General features: G+C 72.2%; 14 protein-coding genes. 5 read left to right on the plus strand and 9 right to left on the minus strand.

Annotation, left to right across the window (positions count from 1 at the left end):
* The first annotated feature begins 171 nt into the window (after positions 1-171).
* Positions 172-612, plus strand: a complete 441-nt coding sequence (locus tag ACWEOE_RS32005; RefSeq protein ID WP_452015743.1) for an OsmC family protein — start codon at positions 172-174, stop codon at positions 610-612.
* 15 nt (positions 613-627) lie between these two features.
* Positions 628-1617, plus strand: coding sequence for a GlxA family transcriptional regulator (locus ACWEOE_RS32010; protein WP_452015745.1), 990 nt, complete (start codon positions 628-630; stop codon positions 1615-1617).
* Between the two features lie 9 nt (positions 1618-1626).
* Here the strand turns inward: ACWEOE_RS32010 and ACWEOE_RS32015 are convergent, their stop codons facing one another.
* Complete coding sequence (locus ACWEOE_RS32015) at positions 1627-1842, minus strand: hypothetical protein (RefSeq protein WP_452015747.1); 216 nt, start codon at positions 1840-1842, stop codon at positions 1627-1629.
* 215 nt (positions 1843-2057) lie between these two features.
* Between ACWEOE_RS32015 and coaE the strand changes: the two genes are divergently transcribed.
* Both coaE and thrS read left to right on the plus strand, forming a co-directional pair.
* Positions 2058-3245 carry a dephospho-CoA kinase gene (gene coaE / locus ACWEOE_RS32020; RefSeq protein WP_452015749.1) on the plus strand — a complete coding sequence of 396 codons (1188 nt, stop codon included), beginning with the start codon at positions 2058-2060 and terminating at the stop codon, positions 3243-3245.
* Between the two features lie 158 nt (positions 3246-3403).
* Positions 3404-4651 carry a threonine--tRNA ligase gene (gene thrS / locus ACWEOE_RS32025; protein ID WP_452015820.1) on the plus strand — a complete coding sequence of 416 codons (1248 nt, stop codon included), beginning with the start codon at positions 3404-3406 and terminating at the stop codon, positions 4649-4651.
* On the opposite strand, the gene ACWEOE_RS32030 is transcribed toward thrS, so the two are convergent.
* The 8 genes from ACWEOE_RS32030 to ACWEOE_RS32065 all read right to left on the minus strand — a co-directional run bounded on the left by ACWEOE_RS32030 (position 4652) and on the right by ACWEOE_RS32065 (position 12685).
* Positions 4652-5239: an HD domain-containing protein gene (locus ACWEOE_RS32030; RefSeq protein ID WP_452015751.1), complete on the minus strand. Its 588-nt coding sequence runs from the start codon at positions 5237-5239 to the stop codon at positions 4652-4654.
* A gap of 9 nt (positions 5240-5248) precedes the next feature.
* Positions 5249-5875 (minus strand): response regulator, encoded by a 627-nt coding sequence (locus ACWEOE_RS32035; RefSeq protein WP_452015753.1) that lies wholly within the window; start codon positions 5873-5875, stop codon positions 5249-5251.
* Positions 5872-7236 (minus strand): sensor histidine kinase, encoded by a 1365-nt coding sequence (locus ACWEOE_RS32040; RefSeq protein WP_452015755.1) that lies wholly within the window; start codon positions 7234-7236, stop codon positions 5872-5874. Before ACWEOE_RS32040 ends, ACWEOE_RS32035 begins: the two co-directional genes overlap by 4 nt.
* Positions 7233-8750, minus strand: a complete 1518-nt coding sequence (locus ACWEOE_RS32045) for a glycosyltransferase family 39 protein (protein ID WP_452015757.1) — start codon at positions 8748-8750, stop codon at positions 7233-7235. The genes ACWEOE_RS32040 and ACWEOE_RS32045 overlap by 4 nt, the downstream gene beginning before the upstream one ends.
* Positions 8751-8855: 105 nt before the next feature.
* Positions 8856-10367, minus strand: coding sequence for an ArnT family glycosyltransferase (locus tag ACWEOE_RS32050; protein WP_452015759.1), 1512 nt, complete (start codon positions 10365-10367; stop codon positions 8856-8858).
* Positions 10368-10369: 2 nt separating this feature from the next.
* Positions 10370-11107, minus strand: coding sequence for an ABC transporter permease (locus ACWEOE_RS32055; RefSeq protein WP_452015761.1), 738 nt, complete (start codon positions 11105-11107; stop codon positions 10370-10372).
* A gap of 14 nt (positions 11108-11121) precedes the next feature.
* Complete coding sequence (locus ACWEOE_RS32060; protein WP_452015763.1) at positions 11122-12027, minus strand: ABC transporter ATP-binding protein; 906 nt, start codon at positions 12025-12027, stop codon at positions 11122-11124.
* A 139-nt stretch (positions 12028-12166) separates the two neighbouring features.
* Positions 12167-12685 carry a DUF402 domain-containing protein gene (locus tag ACWEOE_RS32065; RefSeq protein WP_452015765.1) on the minus strand — a complete coding sequence of 173 codons (519 nt, stop codon included), beginning with the start codon at positions 12683-12685 and terminating at the stop codon, positions 12167-12169.
* 205 nt (positions 12686-12890) lie between these two features.
* Between ACWEOE_RS32065 and uvrB the strand changes: the two genes are divergently transcribed.
* A complete protein-coding gene (uvrB, locus tag ACWEOE_RS32070) occupies positions 12891-15050 on the plus strand; it encodes an excinuclease ABC subunit UvrB (RefSeq protein WP_452015767.1) in 2160 nt (719 codons plus the stop codon).
* Positions 15051-15064 lie beyond the last annotated feature (14 nt).

Raw genomic sequence — 15064 nt, forward strand, 5'->3', positions numbered from 1 at the left:
GAAGATACGATATTCAAGCGCGCTTGGGAACTTCGCCATGCGGCCCGATCTGTGGGATCTTCGTCCTGTGGACCTCGCCACGGCGTGGCACCACTTCGTCCACAAACGACGTTCGGTGACAGGGAGCGGCGCGGTGGCACCGTCGAGAACCCCGAGCAGGAGGAAAACCGGATGACTGAGGCGGAATCGGGCACTGTGGTCGTCAGTGAAGCGGGCGACGGCCGCTTCACCCAGCACGTGACCGCGGGCGGTTTCGAGTTCGTCGTGGACGAGCCGAAGTCGGTCGGTGGCGACGGCACCGGCCCGACACCGTACGACCTGCTGCTCGGCGCACTGGGCTCTTGCACGGCGATCACGCTGCGGATGTACGCGGACCGCAAGAACATCCCGCTGGCCAACGTGAGTGTCCGGTTGCGCCACGACCGCATCCACGCGCGCGACTGCGAGCGCTGCGAGACCGAGGTCGGCATGGTCAGCCGCATCAGCCGCGAGATCACGCTGGAGGGCGACCTCGACGACGAGCAGCGCGCGCGGCTGATGGAGATCGCCGACAAGTGCCCGGTGCACCGCACGCTGGAGAACGAGATCGACGTCCAGACGAAGCTGGTCTGAAGGGCGGTGCGGGAGGTGGAGCGCAGCGAACGGGTCGTCGTGGTCGTCTACGACGCGGTGCGGCTCCTGGACGTGACCGGGCCGCTCGAGGTCTTCGGGATGGCCAACGAGCACGGCGCGCACTACGAGCTGCTGACCGCTTCGCCGGGCGGCACCGACGTGCGCACCACCACCGGCACGCGCCTGGGTGCCGACGTGGCGCTGGAGGACGTCTCGGTCGAGGGCGGCACGCTCGTGGTGCCCGGCAGCCCGAACTGGCAGACCACCGTGGCCGACGAGCACCTGCTCGACGAGGTCCGCCGCCTGTCGCGGCAGGCGCGGCGCACGGCTTCGGTGTGCGCGGGCGCCTTCACGCTCGCGGCGGCGGGGCTGCTGGAAGGCCGCCGCGCCGCCACGCACTGGGAGCTCGCCGACCAGCTCGCGCGCCGCTACCCGGGCGTCGAGGTGGACTGTGAGGCGATCTTCGTGCGTGACGGGTCGGTGATCTCGTCGGCCGGCGTCACGTCGGGCATCGACCTGTCGCTCGCTCTCGTGGAGGAAGACCTCGGCTCGCCGGCGGCGCGGCTCGTCGCCAAGCACCTCGTGGTGTTCCTGCAGCGGCCCGGCGGCCAGTCGCAGTTCAGCGTGCGCCTCGCGGCGCAGCCGGCGCGCAACGACCTGCTGCGCCGGATCATGGACCGCATCACGGCCGACCCGGCGGCGGACCACAGCCTGTCCTCGCTGGCGGACGCCGCGGGGGTGAGCGTCCGCCACCTCACGCGGCTCTTCCGCGACCAGATGGGCACTTCGGTCGCCCGGTTCGTGGAGAGCACCCGCCTGGAGGCCGCGCGGCAGCTGCTGGAGACCGGCACGGAGCCGCTCGACGTGGTCGCGCGCCACACGGGGTTCGGCTCGGCCGAAACGCTGCGCCGCGTCTTCACGCGGGAGCTCGGGGTACCGCCCAGCGCCTACCGCGCCCGGTTCCGGACCACGGGGACGCCGGCGTTGGCCGGTGCGGGCGGTTAACGGGGCGGCTCAGGAAGTCGAGAGCGCCGGCGTCCAGACGCGTTCCAGGGCCGCCGCGCGGGCTCGGCGGCGGAGTCCGGCGAAGCTGTGCTGGGCGGGCACGAGAAGGGCGCTGAGCCAAGTGCGCCGGTATTCGGCGAGGGCCTCGGCCACGTCGCGGTAGCCGACGCAGTGCACCAGCCCCGGTGTGCCGAGCCGGTGCTTCCCGACGTGCTTTTCCGCCATCGTTCCTCCGTGTGGGCGACCCTTCCGCCGCGCACGGTACGCAATGGCGCCGGTAATTCGGGGTAGCCGCTCGGCGTGTCACCCTGATCAGTTGATCAGATCCGGACAAGGTGCTTGATTTTCGTCTGTGGGTGTGCGTGTAACCGTGCGAGTGCACGTGCAAGCCTCTGACGTCCCCTGATCGGGTGGCGGCGTGGGCTGGCTAGGGTGAGGTCATGCTGCGAGTGGGTCTGACGGGCGGGATCGGCGCGGGGAAATCGACGGTGGCGAACCGGTTCGCTGAGCACGGTGCCGTGCTCGTCGATTCCGACCGGATCGCGCGTGAGGTCGTGGAGCCGGGTACTCCCGGGCTCGCGGCGCTCGTCGAGGCGTTCGGCGAGGACGTGCTCGCCGCCGACGGTTCGCTCGACCGGCCGGCGCTGGCCGCGAAGGCGTTCGCCGACGACGAGTCGCGCAAGCGCCTCAACGGGATCGTGCACCCGCTCGTCGGCAAGCGCACGGCCGAGCTGATGGCGGAGGCGGCCGACGACGCGGTGATCGTGCACGACATCCCGTTGCTGGTGGAGGGCAACCTGGCCGCGGCGTACCACCTCGTGGTGATCGTCGACGCCCCTGTGGAGATCCGCGTGCGCCGGCTCGTGGAGGTGCGCGGCATGGCCGAGGCCGACGCCCGGGCGCGGATCCGCGCGCAGGCCACCGACGAGCAGCGCCGCGCCGCCGCCGACGTCTGGCTCGACAACGGCGGCGCGCAGGACGCCGTGCTCGCCGAGGTCGACGCGCTGTGGGCCGACCGGCTGGTGCCGTTCGAGGCCAACCTGCGGCTGCGCAAGCCGCGCCCGCCGATGTCGCCCGTGATCGCGCCGGCCGACCCGACGTGGCCGCAGCAGGCCGAACGCCGGCTGGCACGGCTGCGGATGGTCGCGGGGGACCGGTTGGTACGCGCCGACCACATCGGGTCGACCGCTGTGGCCGGGCTGCCGGCCAAGGACGTGCTCGACCTCCAGCTCACCGTCCCCACGCTCGCCGACGCCGACGCGCTCGCCGAACCGCTGGCCGACGCCGGCTTCCCCCGTCTCGAGGGCGACTGGTGGGACGAGCCGCAGGACGGTTCCGCCGCACCGTGGCCCAAGCGCCTGCACGTGGGAGCCGACCCGAAGCGCCCGGTGAACCTGCACGTCCGCACGCCTGAGACGCCGACGTGGCGGCTCGCGCTGCTGTTCCGCGACTGGCTCCGCGCGAACCCGGCCGAGCGCGACGCGTACGCGACCGTGAAGGAAGAGCTGGCGCGCGAGCACTCGGCCGACGGCACCGTCGCCGACTACGCCGACGCCAAGCAGGGCTGGGTCGACGCGGCGTTCGCCCGGGCCGAGGTTTGGGCCGCGTCGGCGTCGTGGCAGCTGTGACCGGGACGGAAATCCGGGTGCGGTGCGGGCGGCGGCGCGGTTAACGTCGTCGGCATGAACCGCTCGATCAGCACGACGACGCCGGACACCGTCCCGGCGCGCTGAAACCAGAGCGAACGAAGCCCCGGGGTGGCCACCCCGGGGCTTCGTCGTGTCTCCTGGGGTGTGCGCCTCGGCCCGTCCGTGAGGAGCACCCCATGCCCGACCACCGCAGGCTCGGCCGTGAGCTCGGCCTGTTCGGCACCGATCCGCTGATCGGCGCCGGCCTGCCCTACCTGCTGCCCGACGGCGCCGTGGTCCGCCACGAGCTGGAGGAGTACGTCCGGGAAGTCGAGCGCCACGCGGGCTACCGGCACGTGTATTCGCCGGCGCTCGGCAAACGGGAGCTGTACGAGCTCTCCGGCCACTGGGCCCACTACCGCGACGACATGTACCCGCCCCTGGACGTGGGTGGCGAGCAGCTCGTGCTGCGGCCCAGCCTGTGCCCGCACCACGCGCTGATCTACCGGTCCCGCTCGCGCAGCCACCGCGAGCTGCCGCTGCGGATCGCGGAGCTGGGCGGCATGTACCGCGCCGAGCTGTCCGGGGTGCTCGGCGGGCTCACCCGCGTGCGCGCGATCCAGCTCAACGACGCGCATCTGTTCTGCCGCCCCGACCAGGTCGTCGACGAGGTCCGCGGCGCGCTCGAGCTGATCCGCCGCGTGCACGCCGACCTCGGGCTGCGCCCGGCGCGCTACCGGCTCTCGCTCGCGGGAGCGTCGGGTGACCACGTGGGCTCCGCCGAGCACTGGGCTCGTGCCGAAGCGCTGCTCGTCGAGGCGCTCGACGGTTTCGATCACGACGTGGCACCGGGCGAAGCGGCGTTCTACGGCCCGAAGATCGACGTGCAAGTCACCGACAGCGCGGGCCGCTCGGCGACCCTCTCGACCGTGCAGGTCGACTTCCACCAGTCCGAGCGGTTCGACCTCGGGTACGTGGGCGCCGACGGCGCGGTGCACCGCCCGGTGATGGTGCACCGCAGCCTGCTCGGCAGCGTCGAACGCGCGATGGCCCAGCTGCTCGAAGAGCACGGTGGGGCGCTGCCGCCGTGGCTCGCGCCGGTGCAGCTGGTGGTGCTGCCGGTGTCGGAGGCCGAAGTGGCGCACGCCGGTGCGCTGGTGCGCCGCGCCGAGGAAGCCGGGCTGCGAGTGGAGCCGGCCGGTCCGGAGCGCGGGAGTCTCGGCGCGCGGATCCGGGACCACCGGCTGGTGCCCTACCTTGCGGTGATCGGCGCGCGCGAGGTGGAGGAGGACCTCGTCGCGCCGCGGCTGCGCTCCGGCGAACGGCCGGATCCCTTGCCGGGCGCGAAGTTCGTGGCAGTGATCGCCGAACGGGTCGCGGCCCGCGGGGCGGTGCTCTGGCCGTGATCAGCCGAGCGGGTTCGCGGCGATCCGGGCCGCGATCCCGCCGGTAACGGCCTGTCCGGCGGCGCTGTCCGGCTTGCGCCCGGCCTGGTTCTCGAAGCAGGCCAGGAACTGCGCACCGAAATCCAGTCGCGGGTAGTGGGTGAGGACCGCCGTCCGCACGTCGGGCGCGAACTCCTCGGGGCGGCGCCCGGACACGTCCCAGCTCGTGGCGACCTGCAGCAGGTGGGATTCGGGGTCCTCGCCGGCCGCCACGTCGTCGCGCATGTGCAGCACGATGATCTCCTCGACGTGCGCGGCGCGGTCCGCCGGCCAGCCCGCCGCGGCGCCGAACACCCAGGCCAGGTGACCGCCGGCGGTCTCGAACGGGAGGCCGTGGTTGTCGAACTCGGCGGTGAGTGCGAGGTCGTGCAGCAGGGCCGACACGTAGTACAGCTCGTCGTCGAAGCCGATCCCGTGGGCCGCCGCGTAATGCGTGCCCCAGAGGTAGGCGCGCACGGAGTGGTTGAGCAGCGCGGGCGAGTGGAAGCGCGTGGCCACGGCCAGTGCGGCCGCGGCGGCGGGCGTCTGCGGGAACATCGGGTCAGCCAACCACAGGATTCAGCCGCCGAGGAGACCTCGTTCGAAAGCCACCGCCACCGCGGCGGCGCGGTCCTTCACGCCGAGCTTCGCGTACGCGTGGATGAGGTGCGTCTTCACCGTCGCCTCGCTGATGAAGAGCTTCTTCGCCGCGTCCTTGTTCGTGGAGCCGCGCGCGACGAGCGTGAGCACCTCGATCTCCCGTTGCGACAACGGTTCCTTCGCCGGCGCCCGCATCTGCCCCATGAGCCGGCTCGCGACGGCGGGGGAGAGCACGGCCTCGCCGCGGGCGGCCGCGCGCACGGCGCGGAACAGCTCCTCGCGCGGCGCGTCCTTGAGCAGGTACCCCGTGGCGCCGGCCTCGATGGCGGGCAGCACGTCGGAGTCGGTGTCGTACGTGGTGAGCACCAGCACGCGCGCGAGGTTGCCGAGGCGGGCGAGTTCGGTGATCGCGGCGACGCCGTCGGTGCCCGGCATGCGCAGGTCCATCAGGACCACGTCGGGCTTGAGCGACTCCGCGAGCGTCACCGCTTCGGCGCCGTTGGCGGCTTCGCCGAGCACTTCGAAGCCGTGCTCGCCGGTGAAGATGCCGCGCAGGCCGTCGCGGACGATGGGGTGGTCGTCGGTGATGAGCAGCGTGACGGTCATGCGGACGCCCCCTCGTTCTCGGTCCCCCTGTCCTCGAGTCCGCCGTCCTCGAGCCCGCCCAGTGTGGCAGCCGGGACGGCGGGCAGGTTCACCGAGATCGCCGTGCCGCCGCCGGGTTCCGACTCCACGTGCAGCGTGCCCGCGAGCCGCTGCACCCGGCTTCGCATGCCGGGCAGACCGAAGCCGCCTTCGCTCGGGGGCGGGTGTTCCGGATCGAAGCCGACGCCGTCGTCGACCACGTCGAGCGTCACCTCGTCGCCCATGTACGACAGCGTGAGCCGCACCCGGCCGGCCCGCGCGTGTCTGGCCACATTGGACAGTGCCTCCTGCGTGATCCGCAGCAGCGTCGCCTCGATCTCGGGGTGCAGCGCCTCCGCCGTGCCCGTGGTCGAGAAGCCGGCGGGCACGGCGGTGCGTTCGCTCCACAGGCGGGCCACCTCGGCCAGCGCGTCGGGCAGTGTCGCCGACTCCAGCGGTTCCGGGCGCAGCGCGTGCACGGACCGGCGCGCGGCGGTCAGGTTCTCCCGCGCGAGCGCGGTCGCGGTGTCGAGGTGCCGCTGCCATTCGGCGGGGTTCTCGCTGGCCTGCGCGGCGGCTTCGAGCTGGGTGATGATCCCCGTGAAGCCCTGGGCGAGCGTGTCGTGGATCTCCTGGCTCAGCCGCTGCCGTTCGTCGAGCACGCCGGCCTCTCGGGCCTGGGTGAGCAATTGCCGTTGCAGGCCCCGGTTTTCGGCCTCCGCGGCGGCGAGCTTGTCGAGCGCGCGCTTGCGTTCCGCGCTCTGGCGGCCGATGGCGGCGAACACCGCGCCACCCCCGCCGATCGCGAGGGTCTGCACGATCACGAGCGTCACCCAGATCGCGGGGGCCGTGGCGAGCGCCACGAGTGGTCCGCCGTTGGCCATCGTGTTGATCAGCAGCGAGGTGACGGCGACGCCGAGCAGCGAAACCGGCACGGGACGCATGCGCATGGCCGCGAAGAACCCGTGGACCATGAAGATCAGGAAGTAGGTCTCCCGCGCTTCGAGCACCGCGCCGAAGCCGACGACGCCGGCGAAGCTGAGTGCGGCGAACGCCGCGTTCTCGCGCACGCGGCCGCCGGGGAGCACTTGGGTGAGCACGAGCCACACCGCGGCCCCGGCCGCGATCGCGAGCGTGGTGAGCCGGTGGGCGGGCGACTGGTCGGTGCGCACGGCGCTGAGCAGGGTGGGGATCGCCAGCAGCACGAACGGCGCCGTCGTCTCGGCGCGGTTGAACCAGAAGTGCCACCGCAGCGGGGGCGGATCCCCGGCACGGCCGGCCAGGGGCACCAGCAGCGAGCCCCGCCAGTCGATCCGCACGTCGCGGGCGTCGTCGACCTTCATGCCTTCAGATCTTTCACCCGGGGCCAGATCTCGGGCCAGCTTCCGGTGCGCCCGCTCATGAGCCAGATCGGGAGGTGCTCGCTCGCATTCACCACGCCGAGCCGGTTCTCCACCGTGCCGGCGACGTGGGCCGAGCGGAAGTACGGCGCCAGCTTCCCCGGGTCGGCGCCCACGAACAGCACCGTGTCCACGTCGTCGGCGGGCCGGCCGAAGTACCAGAAGCCGCGGCTGCCGCTGTACGCCTCGGGCAGCCCGGCCTCGGGGCCGTAGCGGTCGAGCGCGCCCGCCTGCCAGTAGCCCGCGGTGACGAGCGCGGTGTGCGACCGCTGCCCGGGTGGCAGCGTCCGGTAGACAGCGCCCACGGACGCGGCCAGGTCCGGCCAGCCGATCTCTTCGGTCGCGTACGCGGGGTGCGGTGCGTCGGGGTGCTCCACGAGCCACTGCGCCGGCCACACCGGCAACGCGTACGGCAGGCTGTACAGCGCGGACAGCAGGAACACCGGCCACGTCGGCACCCACCGCCACCACAGCGCGGGCCGGCGGTCCTGCAGGTGCACGGCCGCCGCGGCCCACAGGATCGGGAACATGCCGGCGGCGTAGTAGAAGCGCCCGCCCGCGACGAGGAACACCGCCACCACGCCGATCGCCGTCCAGCCGAGGAAGCGGTACGGCCGCAGGGTTCGCGATCCGAGCAGCACGACCAGGCCGTGGCAGACGCCGAGCGCGCCGATCACGAGTCCGGCGCCGGCGAGCAGCCCCGGCAGGAATTCCGCGCGCCCGCCGGCTTCGGCGACCTCGTGGGACACCGCGTCGCCCATGCCCAGCTGCGGCCAGCCGTTGAGCGACTGCCACAGCAGCGTCGGCACGCACGCCAGCGCCGCGATTCCCGCGCCCGCCCACAGCTTCGGGCGGCGCAGCAGGTCGCGCGGGCCGAAGAGCAGCGCGGTCACGGCGGTGATCGCCCAGAACGCGCCGATCAGGAACTTCACGTTGAGCGCCACGGCCGTGATCAGACCCAGCCACAGCAGGAGATCGTCGTCCCGCGTGCGCAGCCACCGCACGAGCAGCCAGAGCACCAGCGTCCACAGCAGCGGGTCGACGGTCGACGTGGCGAGGTAGTGGCCGCTGCCCACGAACTGGCCGCAGATCGCGTACGCGGCGGCCGCTCGCGTCTGCGCCTTGCGGCCGGCGCCGAGCTCCCGCGCGATCAACGCCGTGACCACGACCCCGGCCGCCGTCGCGAGGATCGCCGGCAGCCGGAGGACGACGAGCGAGCCCGGCTCGATCGTGTCCATCAGGCGGGCGAGCAGCGGCAGCACCGGTGGCTGGTCGGCGTAGCCGAACGACAGGTGCTTGCCCGCGGCGAGGAAGTACAGCTCGTCGCCGAAGTAGCCGTAGCGCCCGGCCGTGGCCAGCAGGACCGCCGCGGTCCCGGCCGCGAGCAGCGCCACCGGACGACGGGCGAACTCGGCCACGGCCGAGCCGCGCCCGATCGCTGCCCCTGCCGTGGTCACGGCTTCCATCGTGCTCCCTGTCTTCCGGTCGGGCTCGTCGCGCGGCACCCTACGGGCCGGTGTCCGGCGCCACCGGATGGTGTGTGGCGCCGGACACGTCCCAGGTCAGCTGTGCGTGTTCACCAGGTGCGGCCAGATCTGCTGCCACGGCTGCCGGCGCTCGGTGGCGAGCCACAACGGCGTCCCGTCCGCGACGCTCGGCAGGGCCGCACCGGTGTCCACCTCGCCGACCTGGCGCAGGTCGGCGAAGTGGCCGAGCAGCGGCCGCGGGTCGGGGCCGATCCAGAGCGCGCTGGTGTCGGAGTCGGGCGGCACGACCAGGGTCGCGTAACCGCGGTTGGGGCTCGCGGGCTCCGGCAGGCCCAGCGGCCGGCCGTACTCCTCGATCGCGCCGGCCGACCAGTACGTCTCCCCGACCAGCGCCGTGTGCGCGGGATCGGGCAGCTTCTCGAACTCGTCCGCCACCGACCGCGCCGCCTCGGGCCAACCGATCTCGGCGAACGAGAACGTCGGTGTCGGCAGTGCCGGGTTCGCGGCGAGCCACGGCTGCGGCCACACCGGCAGGGAGATCGGTAGCGCGAGCAGGGCGGTCAGGACGTACACCGGCCAGGTCGCGATCCAGCGCCACCAGCGTGACGCCCGGCCGGACTCCAGCTCCACGGCGGCGGCCGCCCAGCACGGCACGAACATGCCGGCGATGTAGTAGGAGCGGCCGTTGACCGCGACGAACACCACGGCCAGGCCGAGCGTGGTCCACGCGAGGAAGCGGTAGGGCCGCAGCCGCTGCGAGCGCAGCAGGCGCCACAGGCCGTGACACAGGAGCACCACCCCGACCGGGAGCCCGGCGGTGGCCAGCGCCGACGGGAGCCACAGCAGGCGCCCGCCCCACGTCTGCGCGACCTCCGCCGAGATCGCCTCGCCCATGCCCAGCTGTGGCCAGCCGTGCGTGGCCTGCCAGGTGAGTGTCGGGACCAGCGCCGCCACCGTGATGGCCGCGCCGATCCACAGCTTCGGCCGACGCAGCAGCTCGCGCGGCCCGAAGACCAGCAGGGCGACGATCGCGACGGCCCAGAAGCCGCCGATCAGGAACTTCACGTACAGCGCGACAGCCGTGGCCACGCCGGCCCAGAGCAGCAGATTGTCGTCGCGCGTGCGGATCCAGCGGACCAGCAGCCAGATCACCACCGTCCACAGGAACGGGTCCAGCGTGGAGGTGGCCAGGTAGTGGCCCGACGCGATGAACTGGGTGCTCACCGCGCAGGTCGCCGCGGTCAGGGCCTGGGCCTTCGCCCGGCCGCCGAGCTCGCGGGCGATCAGCGCGGCGAACACGACCGCCGCGACCATCGCCAGCATCGCCGGGAGCCGCAGCACGAGCACCGAACCGGGCGCGATCGCGTCCATCGCCCGCGCCAGCAGGGGCAGCATCGGCGGCTGGTCCACGTACCCCCAGGACAGGTGCTTCCCGGCCGCGAGGAAGTAGAGCTCGTCGCCCATGTAGCCGTAGCGGCTCGCGGTGAGCAGCAGGGTCGCGCCGAGCAGGCCGGCGATCACGAACACCGGCACCCGGGCGAAGGGGGCGGCCACGTGCCCGGCGGCGGGCAGCGTCGTCACGGACACGGTCACTCCCACCGGAAGGTGCGGGCCGCGACGGCCGAGCAGACCACGGCGAAGGCGACGAGCGAACCGAGCTGCAGCAGCTCCGGCGAGTTGCCCGCGGCCGCTTCCCGCAGGCCGTTGATGGTCGCGCCGAGCGGCAGGACGTCGGCCACGTGCTGCAGCACCGGCGGCAGCTGCTCCTTCGGCACCCAGACCCCGCCGAGCGCCAGCATGGGGAAGAACGCCGCCGCGCCGATGCCGCCGGCCGCGCGGTTGGTCGGCGCGAGCGCCGCGATCAGCGTCCCGACGGAGAACAGCGCCAGCGCGCCGAGCACCATCACGAGCAGGAACCCGCCGAGGTTCTCCGGCAGCGCCATGCCGAGCGCGATCCTGCCCACCCCCAGCACGAGCAGGATCGCGACCGCGGCGGCGGCCAGGTTCACGAGCAGCTGCGCGGCGAGCAGCCGGCCGGGCGGCACCGGGCTCGCCGAGAGGCGCTTGAGCACGCCCTTCTCGCGGTAGGTGGCCACGGCGGCGGGGAACATCATCACCGCGAGCATCGCGATGAGGATGGCCACGGCCATCGGCGCGATCAGCGTCGGCAGCGGGGCGTGGCCCCCGAACTCGGCGCTGGGCTTGCCCGAACCCGGCATGAGGCCGAACACGAGCAGCAGCGCGAGCGGGATGCCGACCACGGTGACCGGTGCCGCCGGGTCGCGCAGGAACAGTTTCGCCTCGACGGCGGTCATCTTCGTGAGCATTTCCGTTTCCCCCCTCAGTCCAGTTTCCGGCCGGTCAGCGCGACGAAGGCGTCGTCGAGGTTCGCCTGGTCCACGCGCAGGTCCCCGGCGAGGACCTGGTTGCGGGCGAGGAACGACGTCACGGTCTGCAGCGCGGTGGCGCGCCCCGTGACCACGAGCTGCGAGCCGTGGCGTTCGACGGTGAGCACGTCGGGCAGCGCCTCCAGCTGCGCGAGGTCGACCGGCGCCGACGGGCGGAACCGGATGCGCTGCTCGTCGCCGACCCGGCGCACCAGCCCGGCGGGTGTGTCGACGGCGACCACGCGACCGGTGTCGATCACGGCGATGCGGTCGCAGAGGCGCTCGGCCTCCTCCATGAAGTGGGTGACGAGCACCACCGTCACGCCCTCGTCGCGCACCGCCTCGACCAGGTCCCAGGTGTCGCGGCGGGCCTGCGGGTCGAGGCCCGTGGTGAGCTCGTCGAGCACCGCGATCTCGGGGCTGCCGACCAGGGCCAGCGCGATGGACAGGCGCTGCTGCTGGCCGCCGGAAAGCTTCTTGTACGCCGTGTTCCGCTTCTCCGTGAGCCCGAGCAGCCCCAGGAGGCGCCCAGTGTCCGCGGGCTTGCGGTAGAAGGACGCGTACAGCTCGAGCGCCTCGCCCACGCACAGCCGGTCGGGCAGCCGGCTTTCCTGCAGTTGCACGCCCACGCGCTGGCGCAGCTCGCCCCGGTCGCGCCGCGGGTCGAGCCCGAGCACCGAAAGCGTGCCGCGGTCGGCGGCGCGCAGGCCTTCCACGCACTCGACCGTGGTGGTCTTGCCGGCGCCGTTGGGGCCGAGGATCCCGAAGATCTCGCCCCGCTCGACGGTGAACGACACGTCGTCCACCGCGACCTTGCCGCCGTAGCTCTTGTGGAGGTGCCCGACCTCGATCACCGGCATGCCCGCCGTCCCCTCTTCCGCTTGCTCCGTCGAGGAGAAGCGTCCCGTGGGGAGGGGGTGCGGCGGATCACCGGAACGGCCAGACCCGGCATCCACCGTCGAGCGCGCCGGATCCACCGATCGGTGGACCCGGTGTCCCCTAGGGGTGCCGGCGCCAGGTCGCGGTAATGTCCTTTGTGGACAGCCAGGCGGCGAGGTCGTAGCCGTGCGCGGCGAGGCCTTCCACCGTGGCGTAGGCGGTTTCGAGCGCGTACTCGCCTTCGGCCAGGGGCAGTAGCCCGGCCGAGACGGCGGCGAGCAGCTCGTCGGAGTCGATCACCTGCACGGAGATCTTGTCCTTGAGCACGAGGTCGAGGTAGAGGTCGGTGGCGAACCAGGTGGTGCCCTCGCGGCGCACCCGCACCACGTCGAGGTAGAAGTCCTGGTCGCGGCCGTGGCCGGGGTTGAACCAGAAGTCGGTGATGCGCAGCCCGAGATCCGGCAGCAGCCACGACTCCAGGTAGTGGAACTGCTCGCGCCCGGGCGTGGGCCGGGCGAGGTAGAGGCCGAACGGCTCGGTGCGGAACTCGTCCACGGCCCGTTCGACGCCCTTCGGGTCCACGTTCACGCCGGCGGCCGGGTCGAAGCTCTCCACCTTCGGCGGGTGCACGTCGGTCATCGGCCCATCCTGCCCGGCGCGGGGCGTTCCGGGTGGCTCCACCGGGCCGCCTTCGCGAAATCCACCCGGATGCCGGGGTGGGCACTTCGGGGGACCCGGGACACGCTGTGCCGGGCCGGCCGCGGTCGGGGTTCCGGCCCAGGTCAGGCGGCTCGCGGCGGCGCTTGGCTGAAAACTGTCGGTGGGTCGGCCTACTCTGGTGGACGTGGCTTTCGCAACCGAACACCCCGTCCTCGCGCAGTCCGACTTCCGGCCGGTTTCCGACGTCCCCCGGTCCGGCGGCCGGTTCGAAGTGATCAGCGAGTACCAGCCCGCCGGTGACCAGCCGGCGGCCATCGACGAACTCGAACGCCGGGTGAAGGCGGGCGAGAAGGACGTCGTGCTGCTGGGCGCCACGGGCACGGGCAAGTCGGCCACCACCGCGTGGCTGATCGAGCGCGTGCAGCGGCCCACGCTGGTCATGGCGCCGAACAAGACGCTGGCCGCGCAGCTGGCCAATGAGCTGCGGGAACTCTTCCCGAACAACGCGGTCGAGTACTTCGTCAGCTACTACGACTACTACCAGCCCGAGGCGTACATCGCGCAGACGGACACCTACATCGAGAAGGACTCGTCGATCAACGACGACGTCGAGCGGCTGCGCCACTCGGCCACGATGAACCTGCTCTCGCGCCGTGACGTGATCGTGGTGGCCAGTGTGTCCTGCATCTACGGCCTGGGCACCCCGCAGTCCTACCTCGACCGCTCGACCAAGCTCGCTGTCGGCGCGCAGGTCGACCGCGACGTGCTGCTGCGCGCGCTGGTCGACGTGCAGTACACGCGCAACGACATCGCGTTCGCGCGCGGCACGTTCCGCGCGCGCGGCGACACGGTGGAGATCATCCCGGCGTACGAGGAGCTGGCGATCCGCGTCGAGTTCTTCGGCGACGAGATCGAGAAGCTGTACTACCTGCACCCGCTGACCGGCGACATCGTGCGTGAGGTCGACGAGGTGCGCATCTTCCCGGCCACGCACTACGTCGCGGGGCCGGAGCGCATGGAGAAGGCGATCAAGAGCATCGAGGAGGAGCTCGAGCAGCGCCTCGCGGAGCTGGAGAAGCAGGGCAAGCTGCTGGAGGCGCAGCGGCTGCGCATGCGCACGGCGTACGACATCGAGATGATGCGCCAGGTCGGGTTCTGCTCCGGCATCGAGAACTACTCGCGCCACATCGACGGCCGCGAGGCCGGGTCCGCTCCCGCCACGCTGATCGACTACTTCCCGGACGACTTCCTGCTCGTGATCGACGAGTCGCACCAGACCGTGCCGCAGATCGGCGGCATGTTCGAGGGCGACATGTCGCGCAAGCGCAACCTGGTCGACTACGGCTTCCGGCTGCCGAGCGCGGTCGACAATCGGCCGCTCACGTGGGAGGAGTTCTCCGACCGCATCGGGCAGACGGTGTACCTGTCGGCGACGCCGGGCCCGTTCGAGATGGGGCAGACCGGCGGCGAGTTCGTGGAGCAGGTCATCCGGCCGACGGGCCTGGTCGACCCGAAGGTGGTCGTGAAGCCCACCGAGGGCCAGATCGACGACCTGGTGCACGAGATCCGCGAGCGCGCCGAGAAGGACGAGCGCGTGCTGGTCACCACGCTCACCAAGAAGATGGCCGAGGACCTCACCGACTACCTGCTGGAGCTCGGCATCCGCGTGCGCTACCTGCACTCGGAGGTCGACACGCTGCGCCGCGTCGAGCTGCTGCGCCAGCTGCGCGCGGGCGACTTCGACGTGCTGGTCGGCATCAACCTGCTGCGCGAGGGCCTCGACCTGCCCGAGGTGTCGCTGGTGGCGATCCTCGACGCGGACAAGGAAGGCTTCCTGCGCAGCGGCACCTCGCTGATCCAGACGATCGGCCGCGCGGCGCGCAACGTGTCCGGCGAGGTCCACATGTACGCGGACAAGATCACCGACTCCATGCAGCACGCCATCGACGAGACCGACCGCCGCCGTGCCAAGCAGGTCGCCTACAACACCGAGCGCGGTGTCGACCCGCAGCCGCTGCGCAAGAAGATCGCCGACATCCTCGACCGCGTCTACAGCGAAGCCGACGACTCCGACCAGGCGGTCGCCGTGGGCGGCTCGGGCCGGAACACCTCCCGCGGAAAGAAGCCCGAACAGGGTGACCGGGTGCGCAGCTCGGGCATGCTGGTGGACAAGGACGTCTCGGGGATGCCGCGGGCGGAGCTGGCGGACCTCATCCAGCAGATGACGGATCAGATGATGCAGGCGGCCCGCGACCTGCAGTTCGAGCTGGCGGCTCGGTTGCGTGACGAGGTGTCGGACCTGAAGAAGGAACTCCGCGGCATGGATGCGGCGGGGATTCGCTGAGCCTTGCGTCCCGC

The organism is Amycolatopsis sp. NPDC004368, from assembly GCF_053602515.1.

What these genes read in the sequence shown, in the direction of transcription:
- ACWEOE_RS32005 (WP_452015743.1), top strand. Translation starts at nt 172, where the DNA reads ATGACTGAGGCGGAATCGGGCACTGTGGTCGTCAGTGAAGCGGGCGAC.
- ACWEOE_RS32015 (WP_452015747.1), bottom strand. Translation starts at nt 1,842, where the DNA reads ATGGCGGAAAAGCACGTCGGGAAGCACCGGCTCGGCACACCGGGGCTG.
- coaE (WP_452015749.1), top strand. Translation starts at nt 2,058, where the DNA reads ATGCTGCGAGTGGGTCTGACGGGCGGGATCGGCGCGGGGAAATCGACG.
- ACWEOE_RS32035 (WP_452015753.1), bottom strand. Translation starts at nt 5,875, where the DNA reads ATGACCGTCACGCTGCTCATCACCGACGACCACCCCATCGTCCGCGAC.
- ACWEOE_RS32040 (WP_452015755.1), bottom strand. Translation starts at nt 7,236, where the DNA reads ATGAAGGTCGACGACGCCCGCGACGTGCGGATCGACTGGCGGGGCTCG.
- ACWEOE_RS32055 (WP_452015761.1), bottom strand. Translation starts at nt 11,107, where the DNA reads ATGCTCACGAAGATGACCGCCGTCGAGGCGAAACTGTTCCTGCGCGAC.
- ACWEOE_RS32060 (WP_452015763.1), bottom strand. Translation starts at nt 12,027, where the DNA reads ATGCCGGTGATCGAGGTCGGGCACCTCCACAAGAGCTACGGCGGCAAG.
- ACWEOE_RS32065 (WP_452015765.1), bottom strand. Translation starts at nt 12,685, where the DNA reads ATGACCGACGTGCACCCGCCGAAGGTGGAGAGCTTCGACCCGGCCGCC.